Source organism: Mycolicibacterium grossiae (assembly GCF_008329645.1).
GTDB classification, from domain to species: Bacteria; Actinomycetota; Actinomycetes; order Mycobacteriales; family Mycobacteriaceae; genus Mycobacterium; species Mycobacterium grossiae.
The window spans coordinates 5247454-5264301 of sequence record NZ_CP043474.1 but is presented as its reverse complement, the minus strand read 5'-3'; the positions used below and the strand labels follow the sequence as shown (position 1 = coordinate 5264301).

17 protein-coding genes and 1 rRNA gene are annotated in these 16848 nt (G+C 67.6%); 17 read left to right on the top strand and 1 reads right to left on the bottom strand.

Features of this window, described 5'->3' with window-relative positions:
• The first annotated feature begins 105 nt into the window (after positions 1-105).
• The 15 genes from rpmE to FZ046_RS25120 all read left to right on the top strand — a co-directional run bounded on the left by rpmE (position 106) and on the right by FZ046_RS25120 (position 12938).
• Positions 106-342, top strand: coding sequence for a 50S ribosomal protein L31 (gene rpmE / locus FZ046_RS25190; RefSeq protein WP_070355960.1), 237 nt, complete (start codon positions 106-108; stop codon positions 340-342).
• Between the two features lie 89 nt (positions 343-431).
• Positions 432-1505 carry a peptide chain release factor 1 gene (prfA, locus tag FZ046_RS25185; RefSeq protein WP_070355961.1) on the top strand — a complete coding sequence of 358 codons (1074 nt, stop codon included), beginning with the start codon at positions 432-434 and terminating at the stop codon, positions 1503-1505.
• Positions 1502-2353, top strand: a complete 852-nt coding sequence (gene prmC / locus FZ046_RS25180) for a peptide chain release factor N(5)-glutamine methyltransferase (RefSeq protein WP_070355962.1) — start codon at positions 1502-1504, stop codon at positions 2351-2353. The genes prfA and prmC overlap by 4 nt, the downstream gene beginning before the upstream one ends.
• A gap of 48 nt (positions 2354-2401) precedes the next feature.
• Positions 2402-3061 (top strand): L-threonylcarbamoyladenylate synthase, encoded by a 660-nt coding sequence (locus FZ046_RS25175; protein ID WP_070355976.1) that lies wholly within the window; start codon positions 2402-2404, stop codon positions 3059-3061.
• Positions 3062-3096: 35 nt separating this feature from the next.
• The gene (locus tag FZ046_RS25170; protein ID WP_246182858.1) at positions 3097-4269 is read left to right on the top strand and encodes a glycosyltransferase family 4 protein; all 1173 of its coding nucleotides are present in this window, start codon (positions 3097-3099) and stop codon (positions 4267-4269) included.
• Between the two features lie 279 nt (positions 4270-4548).
• On the top strand, positions 4549-5007 hold the full coding sequence (locus tag FZ046_RS25165) for an ATP synthase subunit I (RefSeq protein WP_070355963.1): 459 nt from the start codon (positions 4549-4551) through the stop codon (positions 5005-5007).
• A gap of 4 nt (positions 5008-5011) precedes the next feature.
• Positions 5012-5785: a F0F1 ATP synthase subunit A gene (atpB, locus tag FZ046_RS25160; protein WP_176749664.1), complete on the top strand. Its 774-nt coding sequence runs from the start codon at positions 5012-5014 to the stop codon at positions 5783-5785.
• Positions 5786-5861: 76 nt separating this feature from the next.
• Positions 5862-6107: a F0F1 ATP synthase subunit C gene (locus tag FZ046_RS25155; RefSeq protein WP_011893196.1), complete on the top strand. Its 246-nt coding sequence runs from the start codon at positions 5862-5864 to the stop codon at positions 6105-6107.
• Positions 6108-6116: 9 nt separating this feature from the next.
• Positions 6117-6620: a F0F1 ATP synthase subunit B gene (locus tag FZ046_RS25150; RefSeq protein ID WP_070355964.1), complete on the top strand. Its 504-nt coding sequence runs from the start codon at positions 6117-6119 to the stop codon at positions 6618-6620.
• Positions 6621-7955: a F0F1 ATP synthase subunit B/delta gene (locus FZ046_RS25145; protein ID WP_070355965.1), complete on the top strand. Its 1335-nt coding sequence runs from the start codon at positions 6621-6623 to the stop codon at positions 7953-7955.
• Positions 7956-8004: 49 nt separating this feature from the next.
• Positions 8005-9651 carry a F0F1 ATP synthase subunit alpha gene (gene atpA, locus FZ046_RS25140; protein ID WP_070355966.1) on the top strand — a complete coding sequence of 549 codons (1647 nt, stop codon included), beginning with the start codon at positions 8005-8007 and terminating at the stop codon, positions 9649-9651.
• A 25-nt stretch (positions 9652-9676) separates the two neighbouring features.
• Positions 9677-10609, top strand: a complete 933-nt coding sequence (locus tag FZ046_RS25135) for a F0F1 ATP synthase subunit gamma (RefSeq protein ID WP_070355967.1) — start codon at positions 9677-9679, stop codon at positions 10607-10609.
• 46 nt (positions 10610-10655) lie between these two features.
• The gene (gene atpD / locus FZ046_RS25130; RefSeq protein ID WP_070355968.1) at positions 10656-12083 is read left to right on the top strand and encodes a F0F1 ATP synthase subunit beta; all 1428 of its coding nucleotides are present in this window, start codon (positions 10656-10658) and stop codon (positions 12081-12083) included.
• A 33-nt stretch (positions 12084-12116) separates the two neighbouring features.
• On the top strand, positions 12117-12482 hold the full coding sequence (locus FZ046_RS25125; protein ID WP_070355969.1) for a F0F1 ATP synthase subunit epsilon: 366 nt from the start codon (positions 12117-12119) through the stop codon (positions 12480-12482).
• Positions 12483-12488: 6 nt separating this feature from the next.
• Positions 12489-12938: a DUF2550 domain-containing protein gene (locus FZ046_RS25120; RefSeq protein ID WP_070355970.1), complete on the top strand. Its 450-nt coding sequence runs from the start codon at positions 12489-12491 to the stop codon at positions 12936-12938.
• Here the strand turns inward: FZ046_RS25120 and FZ046_RS25115 are convergent.
• Positions 12935-13516, bottom strand: coding sequence for a cob(I)yrinic acid a,c-diamide adenosyltransferase (locus FZ046_RS25115; protein ID WP_070355971.1), 582 nt, complete (start codon positions 13514-13516; stop codon positions 12935-12937). The genes FZ046_RS25120 and FZ046_RS25115 overlap by 4 nt on opposite strands.
• 82 nt (positions 13517-13598) lie before the next feature.
• Between FZ046_RS25115 and murA the strand changes: the two genes are divergently transcribed.
• Together murA and FZ046_RS25105 are read left to right on the top strand one after the other, a co-directional pair.
• Positions 13599-14852, top strand: coding sequence for a UDP-N-acetylglucosamine 1-carboxyvinyltransferase (gene murA / locus FZ046_RS25110; RefSeq protein ID WP_070355972.1), 1254 nt, complete (start codon positions 13599-13601; stop codon positions 14850-14852).
• Between the two features lie 326 nt (positions 14853-15178).
• Positions 15179-16696 (top strand): 16S ribosomal RNA (locus FZ046_RS25105).
• Positions 16697-16848 lie beyond the last annotated feature (152 nt).

Here is a 16848-nt window from a genome sequence, read left to right as displayed (position 1 = left end):
TGACCTGGCATAATGGGCCGTCGACCTCGGTTCCGGTTCACGCTCGACATCTCCCAGGTCAGGGAGCGGGCGACCCGGCGACCACCCAACGAAGAGGACCTAGAGATGAAATCGGGCGTTCACCCCAATTACAACGAGACCACCGTGGTCTGCGGCTGTGGCAACACCTTCCAGACCCGCAGCACCAAGGACAACGGCCACATCGTGGTCGAGGTCTGCTCGCAGTGCCACCCGTTCTACACCGGCAAGCAGAAGATCCTCGACAGCGGCGGCCGCGTGGCGCGCTTCGAGAAGCGCTATGGCAAGCGGAACGCCGGCGACAAGGCCGCAGCCGACAAGTAGCCCAGACAGCGGCGCCCGCTCCGACGCACCCGTGCGTTCGGACGGGCGCCGTTCTCGTTGACGGGTCCATTCGCTTCAAGGAGGCACCGGTGAGCGACAACGCTCCCAAGATCGAGGCCCTGCTGGCCGAGCACGCCGACCTCGAACGGCAGCTGTCCGACCCGGGGTTGCACGCGGATGCCGCGGCGGCGCGTCGCGTCGGACGGCGCTTCGCCCAGGTGTCGCCGATCGCGGCCACCTACCGCAAGCTCGAAGCGGTCCGCGGCGACCTCGAAGCCGCCCGGGAACTCGCGGCCGACGACGAGTCGTTCGCTGCCGAGATTCCGGACCTGGAGGCCCGGCTCGCCGAACTCGACGATCACCTCACCGACCTGCTCGCGCCGCGCGACCCGCACGACGCCGACGACGTGGTGCTCGAGGTGAAGTCGGGGGAGGGCGGCGAGGAATCGGCACTGTTCGCCGCCGACCTCGCTCGCATGTACATCCGGTACGCGGAGCGGCACGGCTGGACGGTGACCGTGCTCGACGAAACCACTTCCGACCTGGGCGGGTACAAGGACGCCACGCTGACCATCGCCAGCAAGGGCGATTCCGCCGACGGCGTGTGGTCGAAGCTGAAGTTCGAGGGCGGGGTGCACCGCGTGCAGCGGGTTCCGGTCACCGAGTCGCAGGGCCGCGTGCACACCTCGGCGGCAGGCATCCTCGTCTATCCCGAGCCCGACGAGATCGAGCAGGTGCAGATCGACGAGTCCGACCTGCGCATCGACGTCTACCGCTCGTCCGGCAAGGGCGGTCAGGGCGTCAACACCACCGACTCCGCGGTGCGCATCACCCACCTGCCCACCGGCATCGTGGTGACGTGCCAGAACGAGCGGTCGCAGCTGCAGAACAAGGCGCGCGCCATGCAGGTGCTCGCGGCGCGGCTGCAGGCGCTCGCCGAGGAACAGGCCCAGGCCGACGCATCGGCCGACCGCGCCAGCCAGATCCGCACCGTCGACCGCAGCGAGCGCATCCGCACCTACAACTTCCCCGAGAACCGGATCGCCGACCACCGGATCAACTTCAAGGCGCACAACCTCGACCAGGTGCTCGACGGCGACCTCGACCCGCTGTTCGACGCGCTGGCCGCGGCGGACAAGCAGGCCCGGCTGCAAGAGGCATGACCGCGCCGCGGCGCGTCCTGACCGAGGCCATCGCCGAGGCCACCGCGCGCCTGGACGCCGCGGGCGTCGACAGCGCCCGCGCGGACGCGGAGTTCCTCGCCGCGTACGTCCTCGGCGTCGACCGCGGCCGGCTGCCGTTCGCCACCCCCGACGCGGCGTTCGCCGCGCGATACCGGGACCTCGTCGCCCGGCGCGCCGCCCGGGAGCCGCTGCAGCACGTCGTGGGGACCGCAGCCTTCGGTCCGGTCACGCTCGCGGTCGGCCCCGGCGTCTTCGTCCCGCGGCCGGAGACCGAGTCGCTGCTCGAATGGGCCTTGGCTCAGCCGCTCCCGGACCGGCCCGTCGTCGTCGACCTGTGCACCGGCTCCGGTGCGCTCGCGATCGCGCTGGCACGCGCCCTGCCCGCTGCCACGGTGATCGCCGTCGACGACTCCGACGATGCGCTGCGGTACACCCGTCGCAACGCCGAGGGCACCGGCGTCGAGGTCCTCGCGGCCGACGTCACCGCCCCCGGCCTGCTCGCCGGACGCGAGGGTGCGGTCGACCTGATCGTGGCCAATCCGCCCTACATTCCCGACGGCGCGGTGCTCGCGCCGGAGGTGGCCGATCACGATCCGTGCCACGCGCTCTTCGGCGGGCCGGACGGCATGGCGGTCATCGCGCCGATCGCCGGTCACGCGAGCCGGCTGCTCCGCCGGGGCAGCGGCCGCATCGGCGTCGAACACGACGACACCACCGCCGCGGCCACCGTCGCCGTGTTCGCGCGCACCGGCGACTTCACCGACGTGACGTCGCGCCGCGACCTCGCCGGACGACCCCGCTTCGTCACCGCCACCCGCACCGGGTGAGAAGCTAGTGCCCGACACCACCCGTCCGAACACGCCGAAGGAGCCGAGATGACCGTGTTCGACTGCTCGGATCCCCAGCAGCGCACCACCGGCATCGCGTCGGCCATCAGCGCGCTCAAGGGTGGCCGGCTGGTGGTGCTGCCCACCGACACCGTCTACGGCATCGGCGCCGACGCGTTCGACGGCACGGCCGTCGCCTCGCTACTCGCCGCCAAGGGCCGCGGCCGCGACATGCCCGTGCCGGTGCTCGTCGGCTCCTGGCACACGGTCGACGGCCTGGTGTACTCGGTGCCCGGCAGCGCCCGCGACCTCATCCGCGCGTTCTGGCCCGGGGCACTCAGCCTGGTGGTCCGCCAGGCGCCGTCGCTGCAGTGGGACCTCGGCGATGCCAACGGGACGGTGATGCTGCGCATGCCGCTGCACCCCGTCGCCATCGAGTTGCTGCGCGACGTCGGCCCGATGGCGGTCTCGAGCGCCAACGTCTCCGGCAGGCCGCCCGCCGTCACCGCCGCCGATGCGCAGGCGCAGCTCGGCGACCACGTGGAGGTCTACCTCGAGGCCGGTCCATCGGCGCGCCAGGCCGCCTCCACGATCGTCGACCTCACCGGCCCGACTCCACGCGTGCTGCGGCAGGGGCCCATCTCCGCGCAGGCCGTCGCCGAGGTCCTGGGCGTGGACGCCGAGACGCTGACGCCGACGAGCGACTGAGCCCGATCACAGACACGTCGAGTACGGTTCGTCGCGTGGAGGACCTGCTCGCGCTGTCGGAACGCGGTGCGGGCGTCCCGCTGCGCGAACTGGCGCTGGTGGGCCTGACCGCCGCGATCATCACCTACTTCGCGACCGGCTGGGTGCGCGCGCTGGCGACCCGGTGGGGTGCCGTCGCCTACCCGCGCGAACGCGACGTCCACCTGCAGCCGACCCCGCGCATGGGTGGCCTGGCCATGTACGTCGGCGTGGTCGCCGCCGTGCTGCTGGCCTCCCAGCTACCCGCCCTGACCCGGGGGTTCGTGTACTCCTCCGGGATGCCCGCCGTCGTCGTCGCGGGTGGGCTCATCATGGCGATCGGCCTCATCGACGACCGCTGGGGCCTCGACGCGCTCACCAAGTTCGCCGGGCAGATCACCGCCGCGAGCGTGCTCGTCACCATGGGCGTCGCGTGGAGCGTGCTCTACATCCCGATCGGCGGGGTCGGCACCATCGTGCTCGACCAGGTGACCTCCATCCTGCTGACCCTGGCGCTCACGGTCTCCATCGTCAACGCCATGAACTTCGTCGACGGGCTCGACGGGCTGGCCGCCGGCCTCGGGCTGATCACGGCCGCCGCCATCTGCATCTTCTCCATCGGCCTGCTGCGCGATCACGGCGGCGACGTGCTGTTCTACCCGCCCGCGGTGATCTCGGTGGTCCTGGCCGGCGCCTGCCTGGGTTTCCTGCCGCACAACTTCCACCGCGCCCGCATCTTCATGGGCGACTCCGGGTCGATGCTGATCGGTCTGATGCTCGCCGCGGCGTCGACGACGGCGGCCGGACCGATCTCGCAGAACGCCTACGGCGCCCGCGACGTGTTCGCCCTGCTGTCACCGTTCCTGCTCGTCGTCGCGGTGATGTTCGTGCCGGCGCTCGACATGTTGCTGGCGATCGTGCGGCGCACGCGCGCCGGCCGCAGCCCCTTCAGCCCGGACAAGATGCACCTGCACCACCGGTTGCTGCAGATCGGCCACTCGCACCGGCGCGTGGTGCTGCTCATCTACCTGTGGGTTGGCATCGTCGCCCTGGGCGCCGCGAGCACGATCTTCTTCGACCCGCGCTACACCGGCGCGGTGATGCTCGCCGCGATCGTCGTGGCCATCGTCGTCACGCTCATCCCGCTGCTCAAACGCGGGGGAGAGGTTCCCAGCGACTTCGCAGACTAGGTCGACGGGACGAATTACGACGATTGGTAGTAGGGCCGTTTTTCGGCTGTCTACCTTGTGGTACGTTACTGGCAGAACCCGAAAGACCTCGCGGGTTGCCGGCCCGGCCCAGCGGTTCGACAGGACCGTTCGGAGCCGACTCACGACCGACAAAGGGAGCTACCCCTTGGGTGATTCCAGCGCGCCAGTCGCCCTCCGATACTCTCGTCGGGCACGGCACCGGATCATTTTCATGTCAAAGGGGACAGCTTCCGTGAAAGCGGGATTCGAGGTGACGCGATGACGACGCCAGCGCAGGACGCGCCCTTGGTGTTCCCCGCGGTGGCCTTCCGGCCGGTCCGGTTGTTGATCGTCTGCCTCGCGCTGACGGCACTCGCGGTCGCTGCATTCTGGTTCGGCGGCCAGCCGCTGTGGGGCGTCTTCTTCGGCGTCGGCCTCGGTCTCGGTCTGATCAATGCATTGCTGGTCCGTCGCGCGGTCGAGTCGATCACCGCCGAGGACCACCCCCTCAAGAAGAAGATGGCGCTCAACTCGGCGACGCGCCTGCTGGTGATCACGGCGATCGGGTTGACGGTCGCCTTCGTCTTCAAGGCGCACGGCGGCCTCGCGGTGCTCTTCGGGCTGGCGATCTTCCAGGCACTGCTGGTGATGAGCACCAGCATCCCGGTCCTGCGCAAGATCCGCGGCGAAGGGCTCGACGTGGCGGCCACGGACACGGAATCGAAGGGTGATGACTGACACGATGAACCAGATCGTTCTCGCCGCGGAGGAGGGGGGCGCCCCCATCCACGTCGGCCACCACACGCTGGTGTTCGAACTGTTCGGGCTGACGTTCAACGGCGACACCATCCTCGCCACGGCCATCACCGCGGCCATCGTGATCGGACTCGCCTTCTTCCTGAAGTCGAAGGTCACCTCGACCGGCGTCCCCGGTGGCGTGCAGCTGTTCTGGGAGGCGCTGACCATCCAGATGCGGCAGCAGATCGAGGGCTCGATCGGCATGCGGATCGCCCCGTTCGTGCTGCCGCTGGCGGTGACGATCTTCGTCTTCATCCTGATCTCCAACTGGCTGGCCGTCTTCCCGCTGCAGTACGGCGGCGCCGACGGCGCGGCGGCCGAGCTGTACAAGGCGCCGGCATCCGACATCAACTTCGTGCTCGCGCTCGCCCTGTTCGTGTTCGTCTGCTACCACGCGGCGGGCATCTGGCGCCGCGGCATCATCGGCCACCCCATCAAGGTGGTGAAGGGACACGTCGCGTTCCTCGCGCCGATCAACATCGTCGAGGAACTCGCCAAGCCGATCTCGCTGGCACTGCGACTCTTCGGCAACATCTTCGCCGGTGGCATCCTGGTCGCCCTGATCGCGATGTTCCCGTGGTACATCCAGTGGGCGCCCAACGCCATCTGGAAGACGTTCGACCTCTTCGTCGGTCTGATCCAGGCCTTCATCTTCGCGCTGCTGACGATCCTGTACTTCAGCCAGTCGATGGAGCTGGACCACGAGGACGGCCACTAGTACACCCGTGCACCACGACGATTCCGACGTACAACCCCTGGTAGAAACCGCTACCAGTTATCAAGGAGGATAGGAAATGGACCCCACTATCGCAGCCGGCGCACTCATCGGCGGTGGACTCATCATGGCGGGTGGCGCCATCGGCGCCGGTATCGGTGACGGCATCGCCGGTAACGCCCTGATCTCCGGCATCGCCCGTCAGCCCGAGGCGCAGGGCCGGCTGTTCACCCCGTTCTTCATCACCGTCGGTCTGGTGGAAGCCGCGTACTTCATCAACCTGGCGTTCATGGCGCTGTTCGTCTTCGCCACCCCGGTCGGCTAATCCAGCGACATGGGTGAACTGACCGCAACGATCCTCGCCGCCGAGGAAGAGGGCGGGGGAACCAGCAACTTCCTGCTGCCCAACGGAACCTTCTTCGCCGTGCTCCTGATCTTCCTGATCACGCTCGGTGTCATCGCGAAGTGGGTCGTGCCGCCGGTCAGCAAGGTCCTCGCGGAGCGGGAGGCCATGCTGGCCAAGACCGCTGCGGACAACCGCAAGTCGGCCGAGCAGGTCGCCGCCGCGCAGGCGGACTACGACAAGACCATGGCCGGGGCGCGCAGTGAAGCGTCGTCGATCCGCGACGAGGCCCGCACCGCGGGCCGCAAGGTGGTCGACGACAAGCGCGCCGAGGCCAACGGCGAAGTCGCCGAGACGCTTCGGGCTGCCGACGACCAGTTGGGTCAGCAGGGGTCGGCGGCGCGGACCGAACTCGAGACCTCGGTCGACGGACTGTCGGCGAGGCTGGCCAGCCGGATCCTCGGCGTTGACGTGAAATCAGGCGGGAGCCAGTAGATGTCGACATTCATCGGGCAGCTCATCGGTTTCGCGGTGATCGTGTTCATCATCGTGCGATTCGTGGTGCCGCCCGTGCGCAACCTGATGGCCAAGCAGCAGGAGGCCATCCGTACCGCACTGGCCGAGAGCGAGGAGGCGAGCCGCAAGCTCGCCGACGCCGACGCGATGCACGCGAAGGCCCTCGAGGACGCCAAGGCGGAGTCCGAGCGGGTCAAGGACGAGGCCAAGCACGATTCGGAGCGGATCGCCGCTCAGCTTCGGGAGCAGGCAGGCGTCGAGGCCGAGCGCATCAAGAGCCAAGGTGCGCAGCAGATTCAGCTGATGCGCCAGCAGCTCATCCGACAGCTGCGCAGTGGTCTCGGCGAAGAGGCCGTGGGGAAGGCCGACGAGCTGGTTCGCTCGCACGTGTCCGACCCGCAGGCGCGGTCGGCCACGGTCGACCGCTTCCTCGACGAACTCGACCAGATGGCGCCGTCCAGCGTCACCATCGAGACCGGCGCCTCGGCCCGCCTGCGGGCGACCAGCCGCGCGTCGCTGGCCACCCTGTCCGATGAATTCGACGGCGCGGTCGGCTCTTTGGACGCCGACGCGCTCACCACGCTGGCCGACGAGTTGGCGTCGGTGACGACGGTGCTCAACGACCAGCCGATGCTGGCCCGGCACCTCGCCCGTCCGAGCGACGACTCGACCGCCAAGGTGGCGCTGGTCGACCGGCTGTTCGGCGGCAAGATCGGCGACACGACGATCGGGGTGCTGCGCACCGCGGCGTCTCAGCGCTGGTCGGCGGCCGAGGACCTGGTCGGTGCGATCGAGCACACCGCCCGGCTGGCGCTGCTCAAGCGGGCGGACGTGGCCGACGAGGTGGACGCCGTCGAAGAACAGCTGTTCCGGTTCGGCCGCGTGCTCGACTCCGAGCCCCGGCTGAGCGCGGCGCTCAGTGACTACACCGCACCGGCCGACGGCCGGATCGAGCTGCTCAACCGGGTGCTCGGCGGTGACGGCGTCAACGACACCACCAGGGCCCTGCTGGCACAGACCGTGCGCCTGCTGCGCGGCGAGCGTGCCGACGAGGCCGTGGTCGACCTGGCCGAACTCGCCGTCGCGCGGCGCGACGAGGTCGTGGCGCACGTGGGTGCGGCGGCCGAACTGTCCGACGAGCAGCGCAATCGCCTGACCGAGGTGCTGTCCCGCATCTACGGCCGGTCGGTCTCGGTGCAACTCGACGTCGACCCCGACCTGCTCGGTGGCCTGTCGATCGAGGTCGGCGACGAGGTCATCGACGGTTCGATCGCCTCCCGCCTGGCTGCCGCACGTACCCAGCTGCCGGACTGACCCGGCTCCACCGCACAGACCACCCGTTACACGAGGAAGACGAGAAACCATGGCAGAGTTGACAATCTCCGCTGCTGACATCGAAGGCGCCCTGGAGGACTACGTATCCTCGTTCAGCGCCGACACCGAGCGCGAAGAGATCGGTACCGTCGTCGACGCCGGAGACGGCATCGCCCACGTCGAGGGCCTGCCCTCGGTCATGACGCAGGAACTCCTCGAGTTCCCCGGCGGCGTGCTCGGTGTGGCGCTCAACCTCGACGAGCACAGCGTCGGCGCCGTGATCCTGGGCGAGTTCGGCAAGATCGAAGAGGGCCAGCAGGTCAAGCGCACCGGCGAGGTCCTGTCCGTGCCGGTCGGCGACGCCTTCCTGGGCCGCGTCGTGAACCCGCTCGGTCAGCCGATCGACGGTCAGGGCGACATCCAGTCCGACCAGCGTCGCGCGCTGGAGCTCCAGGCGCCGTCGGTGGTGCAGCGCCAGGGCGTCGGCGAGCCGCTGCAGACCGGCATCAAGGCCATCGACAGCCAGACCCCGATCGGCCGCGGGCAGCGTCAGCTGATCATCGGCGACCGCAAGACGGGCAAGACGGCCGTCGCGGTGGACACCATCCTCAACCAGCGCGAGGCTTGGGCGACCGGCGACCCCAAGCAGCAGGTGCGCTGCGTGTACGTCGCGATCGGCCAGAAGGGCACCACGATCGCCTCGGTGAAGCGGGCCCTCGAAGAGGGCGGCGCGATGGAGTACACGACCATCGTCGCGGCCCCCGCCTCCGACGCCGCCGGCTTCAAGTGGCTGGCGCCCTACACCGGTTCGGCCATCGGCCAGCACTGGATGTACGACGGCAAGCACGTCCTGATCGTGTTCGACGACCTGTCCAAGCAGGCCGACGCCTACCGCGCGATCTCGCTGCTGCTGCGCCGCCCGCCGGGCCGCGAAGCGTTCCCCGGTGACGTCTTCTATCTGCACTCCCGCCTGCTGGAGCGTTGCGCGAAGCTGTCCGACGAGCTGGGCGGTGGGTCGATGACGGGTCTGCCGATCATCGAGACCAAGGCCAACGACATCTCGGCGTTCATCCCGACCAACGTCATCTCCATCACCGACGGCCAGTGCTTCCTGGAGTCCGACCTGTTCAACCAGGGCGTCCGGCCGGCCATCAACGTCGGTGTCTCGGTGTCGCGCGTGGGTGGCGCGGCGCAGATCAAGGCGATGAAGGAGGTCGCGGGCTCGCTGCGCCTGGAGCTGTCGCAGTACCGCGAGCTGGAGTCGTTCGCCGCGTTCGCCTCGGACCTCGATGCCGCGTCGAAGGCCCAGCTGGACCGCGGTGCGCGGCTGGTCGAGCTGCTCAAGCAGCCGCAGTACACGCCGTACTCGGTCGAGGACCAGGTCGTCGCGATCTTCCTCGGCACCAAGGGCCACCTGGACTCGGTGCCGGTCGAGGACGTCTCGCGCTTCGAGCAGGAGGTGCTCGAGCACGTGCGTGGCTCCCACGACGAGATCCTCAAGGACATCCGCGAGTCCAAGAAGCTCTCCGAGGACAACGAGGAGAAGCTGACGAACGTCATCAACGAGTTCAAGAAGGGCTTCTCGGCCAGCGATGGCAGCTCGGTGGTGGTGAACGAGGCGGAGGCCGAGGCGATGGACGAAGAGGACGTCGAGAAGGAATCCGTCAAGGTCCGCAAGTCGGCGCCGAAGAAGTAGGACCAGAAGGGGTCTGGAGAGCTAGATGGCTGCAACACTGCGCGAGCTGCGTGGCCGCATCCGTTCCGCCGGGTCGATCAAGAAGATCACGAAGGCACAGGAACTGATCGCCACGTCGCGAATCGCCAAGGCGCAGGCCCGAGTCGAAGCGGCTCGGCCCTATTCGACCGAGATCACCAACATGCTCACCGAGCTGGCGGGTGCCAGCGCGCTCGATCACCCGCTGCTGGTGCAGCGGGAGAACCCGAAGCGCGCTGCCGTGCTGGTGGTCTCGTCGGATCGCGGTCTGTGCGGTGCCTACAACGCCAACGTGCTGCGGCAGTCCGAAGAGCTGTTCTCCCTGCTGCGCGAGGAGGGCAAGGATCCGGTGCTCTACGTCGTGGGGCGGAAGGCGCTCGGCTACTTCAGCTTCCGGCAGCGCGACGTGGTCGAGTCGTGGACCGGCTTCTCCGAGCGGCCCACCTACGAGAACGCGCGAGAGATCGCCGAGACGTTGGTGACGTCGTTCCTGTCCGGCGCCGACGACGAGGGTGACGACGCCGGCGCCGACGGCATCCTCGGCGTCGATGAACTGCACATCGTCTTCACCGAGTTCCGGTCGATGCTGTCGCAGTCGGCGGTGGCCCGTCGCATTGCGCCGATGGTCGTCGAGTACGTCGGCGAGGAGCGGTCCGACGACGACGGCCCGCAGACGCTGTTCTCGTTCGAGCCGAACGCCGAAGCGTTGTTCGACGCACTGCTCCCGCGCTACGTCGCCACCCGGGTGTACGCCGCGCTGCTGGAGGCGGCCGCGTCGGAATCCGCGTCGCGCCGTCGTGCCATGAAGTCCGCGACCGACAACGCCGACGACCTGATCAAGGCGTTGACGCTGGAGGCCAACCGCGAGCGTCAGGCGCAGATCACCCAGGAAATCAGCGAGATCGTCGGCGGCGCCAACGCGTTGGCGGACGCGAAATAGCGACCCCCGAACCCAGACCCACGCCCCGTAGGAAGCGAAGAGAAGAATGACTGCTACCGCAGAAAAGACCGCCGGACGCGTCGTCCGCATCACGGGCCCGGTCGTCGACGTGGAGTTCCCGCGCGGCTCCGTGCCCGACCTGTTCAACGCCCTGCACGCCGAGATCACCTACGGCGAGCTGGCCAAGACGCTGACCCTGGAGGTCGCCCAGCACCTGGGTGACAACCTGGTCCGCACCATCTCCATGCAGCCCACCGACGGCCTGGTGCGCGGCGTCGAGGTGTCCGACACCGGTCGGTCGATCTCGGTGCCCGTCGGCGACGGCGTCAAGGGCCACGTGTTCAACGCGCTCGGCGACTGCCTCGACGAGCCCGGTTACGGCGAGGACTTCGACCACTGGTCGATCCACCGCAAGCCGCCGGCCTTCGCCGACCTCGAGCCCCGCACCGAGATGCTGGAGACCGGCCTCAAGGTCGTCGACCTGCTGACCCCGTACGTCCGCGGCGGCAAGATCGCCCTGTTCGGCGGTGCCGGCGTGGGCAAGACGGTGCTCATCCAGGAGATGATCAACCGCATCGCCCGCAACTTCGGTGGTACGTCGGTTTTCGCCGGCGTGGGTGAGCGCACCCGCGAGGGCAACGACCTCTGGGTCGAGCTCGCCGACGCCAACGTGCTCAAGGACACCGCCCTGGTGTTCGGTCAGATGGACGAGCCGCCGGGCACCCGCATGCGCGTCGCGCTGTCCGCGCTGACGATGGCGGAGTTCTTCCGCGACGAGCAGGGCCAGGACGTGCTGCTGTTCATCGACAACATCTTCCGGTTCACGCAGGCCGGTTCCGAGGTCTCGACGCTGCTCGGCCGCATGCCGTCCGCGGTGGGCTACCAGCCGACCCTGGCCGACGAGATGGGCGAGCTGCAGGAGCGCATCACCTCGACTCGCGGCAAGTCGATCACCTCGATGCAGGCCGTGTACGTGCCCGCCGACGACTACACCGACCCCGCGCCGGCCACCACCTTCGCGCACCTCGACGCGACGACGGAGCTGTCCCGTTCGGTGTTCTCGAAGGGCATCTTCCCGGCGGTGGACCCGCTGGCGTCGAGCTCGACCATCCTCGACCCCGCGGTCGTCGGTGACGAGCACTACCGCGTCGCCCAGGAGGTCATCCGCATCCTGCAGCGCTACAAGGACCTGCAGGACATCATCGCCATCCTCGGCATCGACGAACTCGCCGAGGAGGACAAGCAGCTGGTGCAGCGCGCCCGTCGCATCGAGCGCTTCCTGAGCCAGAACATGATGGCGGCCGAGCAGTTCACCGGCCAGCCGGGTTCGACGGTGCCGCTCAAGGAGACGATCGAGGCGTTCGACAAGCTCACCAAGGGCGACTTCGACCACCTGCCCGAGCAGGCGTTCTTCCTCATCGGTGGTCTCGACGACCTGGCGAAGAAGGCCGAGAGCCTCGGCGCCAAGCTGTGATCCTGGTGATCAACGCGCGAAAGGCGGTGTGACGTGGCCGAGATCCATGTGGAGATCGTCGCCGTGGAGCGCGAGCTGTGGTCGGGTGACGCGACGTTCGTCTTCACCCGCACGACCGCCGGCGAGATCGGCATCCTGCCGCGGCACATCCCGTTGGTGGCGCAGCTCGTCGACGACGCGATGGTGCGCGTCGAGCGCGAGGGCGAGGACGATCTGCGGATCGCGGTCGACGGGGGCTTCCTGTCGGTGACCGACGAGGCCGTCCGGATCCTGGTCGAGAACGCGCAGTTCGAGGACGAGATCAACGCCGACGAGGCCAAGCAGGACTCCGAGTCCGACGACGAGCGCACTGCAGCGTGGGGTAGAGCCCGCCTGCGCGCGCTCGGCCAACTCGACTAGCGGCCGATGAGCGCGTCCATGTTCCTCATGGTCGCGCTCGTCGGTGTGCTGTTCCTGGCAGTCGCCGCGCTGTCGTACCGCTTGTGGAAACTCCGGCAGGTGGGCGGCACCGCGGCGATCTTGCGTGACATGCCCGCCGTCGGCGGACACGGCTGGCGCCACGGCGTAATGCGGTACCGCGGCGGCGAAGCCGGGTTCTACCGGCTGTCCAGCATCCGTTGGTGGCCGGACCGCAGGCTGCCGCGGCGCGGTCTCGAGGTGGTGTCGCGGCGCGCGCCGCGCGGCGACGAGTTCGACATCATGACCCGCGAGATCGTGGTCCTCGAGTTGCGCGACACCGCACCGGACAAACAGCGCGGTTACGAGATCGCGCTGGATCGCGGCGCGCTGACGGCCTTCACGTCCTGGCTGGAGTCGCGGCCGTCACCGCGGGCGCGCCGGCGGCCGACCACCTAGTCGGGGTTGGACGGGCCGCCGGGCTGCCACAGCACGTCGCCGTCCGGGTTGGCCACCCGCGACAGGATGAACAGCAGATCCGACAGCCGATTGAGGTACTTCGCCGGAAGCACGTTGACCGCGTCGCCGTGCTGCTCGATCGCTCGCCAGGCGCTGCGCTCGGCGCGGCGGGTGACGGTGCGGGCGACGTGCAGGTGGGCCGACAAGGCGGTGCCGCCGGGCAGGATGAACGAGTCGAGCGCCGGCAGGCCCTCGTTGAACTCGTCGCACCAGCGCTCGAGGCGGTCGACGTACTCCTGTTTCACCCGCAGCGGCGGGTACTCGGGGTTCTCCACCACGGGGGTGGAGAGATCGGCGCCCGCGTCGAACAAATCGTTCTGGATCTGGCGCAGCACCCGCAGGATCCGATCGTCGGGCTGTCCAACGGAGACGGCGACGCCGATCGCCGCGTTGGCTTCGTCGCAGTCGGCGTAGGCCTCGAGGCGGGCGTCGTTCTTCGACACCCGGCTGAAGTCGCTGAGTCCGGTGGTGCCGTCGTCTCCGGTGCGGGTGTAGATGCGGGTCAGGTGCACTGCCATGGTCGAACGGTACCGTCGACGGCCTCCTCGGGGAGTCGCCGGTGGTCCTCGGTGGGACGTCGGCTGGCCTAAACTGACCCGCGTGAGCGAGCGATTCGTGGTGACCGGTGGGCACCGGTTGTCGGGCGAAGTCAGCGTCGGGGGTGCGAAGAACAGCGTCCTGAAGCTGATGGCGGCGGCGCTGCTGGCCGAAGGCGTCAGCACCATCACGAACTGCCCCGACATCCTCGACGTGCCCTTGATGGCGGAGGTCCTGCGCGGCCTCGGCGCCACCGTCGAACTCGACGGCTCCACCGTGACGATCACCTCGCCGGACGAACTGAAGTACGACGCGGACTTCGCCGCGGTGCGGCAGTTCCGCGCGTCGGTGTGCGTGCTCGGCCCGCTGGTCGGGCGCTGCAAGAAGGCGAAGGTCGCGCTGCCCGGTGGCGACGCGATCGGGTCGCGGCCGCTCGACATGCACCAGGCGGGCCTCCGCCAGCTCGGTGCCACCTGCAACATCGAGCACGGCTGCGTCGTCGCCGAGGCCGACCGCCTCCATGGCGCGGAGATCCAGCTCGAGTTCCCTTCGGTGGGGGCGACCGAGAACATCCTGATGGCGGCCGTCCTCGCCGACGGCGTCACGACCATTCACAACGCGGCGCGCGAACCCGACGTCGTCGACCTGTGCGAGATGCTCAACCAGATGGGCGCCCAGATCACCGGCGCGGGCTCGCACACGATGGTGATCACCGGGGTGGACCGGCTGCATCCGACGGAGCACCGGGTGATCGGTGACCGGATCGTGGCGGCGACGTGGGGGATCGCCGCGGCCATGACGCGCGGCGACATCTCGGTGACCGGCGTCGATCCGCAGCACCTGCAGCTGGTGTTGCACAAGCTGCACGACGCCGGCGCCACCGTCACCCAGAGCGACGACGGTTTCCGGATCGTGCAGTACGAGCGACCCAAGGCCGTGAACGTCGCGACGCTGCCGTTCCCCGGGTTCCCGACCGATCTGCAGCCGATGGCCATCGGCCTCGCGTGCATCGCCGACGGGACGTCGATGATCACCGAGAACGTGTTCGAGGCGAGGTTCCGGTTCGTCGAGGAGATGATCCGCCTCGGCGCCGACGCGCGGACCGACGGCCACCACGCGGTGGTGCGGGGTCTGCCGCAGCTGTCGAGTGCGCCGGTGTGGGCGTCGGACATCCGTGCCGGCGCCGGCCTGGTGCTGGCCGGTCTGGTGGCCGACGGGGACACCGAGGTGCACGACGTCTTCCACATCGATCGCGGCTACCCGTTGTTCGTGGAGAACCTGGTGGCCCTGGGCGCGGAGATCGAGCGCGTTCCGTAGCACGAATCTTGCCGTCTAGCAGGCGTTTTGGCGTGCTGGACATTTCCATGTAAAGTTCTCTTCAAGCCCAGCGGCCCGGACCTCTCCGGAACGGAGCCGGGGCTTGACCCCGCTGAACCGGATGTTGTAGGCTGGCGGGGTTGCCTGGAAACAGGGTGTGTTGTTTGAGAACTCAATAGTGTGTTTGGTGGTTTTTGTTTGTTGTTTGGCCATGCCTCGTGTTTTTCCCGTTTGTCGGGGTGTGGTTGTTGATGCCAGTTTTGGTGTCTTTTTGTTTGGATCGTTTTTCTGATTCGAATTCCACCTGGCTGTGGCTGGGTTGTTTTTGTTTGGAGAGTTTGATCCTGGCTCAGGACGAACGCTGGCGGCGTGCTTAACACATGCAAGTCGAACGGAAAGGCCCTTCGGGGTACTCGAGTGGCGAACGGGTGAGTAACACGTGGGTGATCTGCCCTGCACTTTGGGATAAGCCTGGGAAACTGGGTCTAATACCGGATAGGACTACGGCCTGCATGGGTTGTGGTGGAAAGTTTTTGCGGTGTGGGATGGGCCCGCGGCCTATCAGCTTGTTGGTGGGGTGATGGCCTACCAAGGCGACGACGGGTAGCCGGCCTGAGAGGGTGTCCGGCCACACTGGGACTGAGATACGGCCCAGACTCCTACGGGAGGCAGCAGTGGGGAATATTGCACAATGGGCGCAAGCCTGATGCAGCGACGCCGCGTGGGGGATGACGGCCTTCGGGTTGTAAACCCCTTTCAGCACAGACGAAGCGCAAGTGACGGTATGTGCAGAAGAAGCACCGGCCAACTACGTGCCAGCAGCCGCGGTAATACGTAGGGTGCGAGCGTTGTCCGGAATTACTGGGCGTAAAGAGCTCGTAGGTGGTTTGTCGCGTTGTTCGTGAAAACTCACAGCTTAACTGTGGGCGTGCGGGCGATACGGGCAGACTGGAGTACTGCAGGGGAGACTGGAATTCCTGGTGTAGCGGTGGAATGCGCAGATATCAGGAGGAACACCGGTGGCGAAGGCGGGTCTCTGGGCAGTAACTGACGCTGAGGAGCGAAAGCGTGGGGAGCGAACAGGATTAGATACCCTGGTAGTCCACGCCGTAAACGGTGGGTACTAGGTGTGGGTTTCCTTCCTTGGGATCCGTGCCGTAGCTAACGCATTAAGTACCCCGCCTGGGGAGTACGGCCGCAAGGCTAAAACTCAAAGGAATTGACGGGGGCCCGCACAAGCGGCGGAGCATGTGGATTAATTCGATGCAACGCGAAGAACCTTACCTGGGTTTGACATGCACAGGACGCGTCTAGAGATAGGCGTTCCCTTGTGGCCTGTGTGCAGGTGGTGCATGGCTGTCGTCAGCTCGTGTCGTGAGATGTTGGGTTAAGTCCCGCAACGAGCGCAACCCTTGTCTCATGTTGCCAGCACGTCATGGTGGGGACTCGTGAGAGACTGCCGGGGTCAACTCGGAGGAAGGTGGGGATGACGTCAAGTCATCATGCCCCTTATGTCCAGGGCTTCACACATGCTACAATGGCCGGTACAAAGGGCTGCGATGCCGTGAGGTGGAGCGAATCCTTTCAAAGCCGGTCTCAGTTCGGATCGGGGTCTGCAACTCGACCCCGTGAAGTCGGAGTCGCTAGTAATCGCAGATCAGCAACGCTGCGGTGAATACGTTCCCGGGCCTTGTACACACCGCCCGTCACGTCATGAAAGTCGGTAACACCCGAAGCCGGTGGCCTAACCCTTTGGGAGGGAGCCGTCGAAGGTGGGATCGGCGATTGGGACGAAGTCGTAACAAGGTAGCCGTACCGGAAGGTGCGGCTGGATCACCTCCTTTCTAAGGAGCACCACGTGAAGCACTCCAATTGGTGGGGTGCGTGCCGTGAGGAACCCGTGTGCTGTAGTGGCGCCGGGTTGGGTGCATATCGCTGTAATGCAAACGAAGTCCACGTCCGGTACGGGATCGACCCTCTTGGGGGTTGGCGCCGG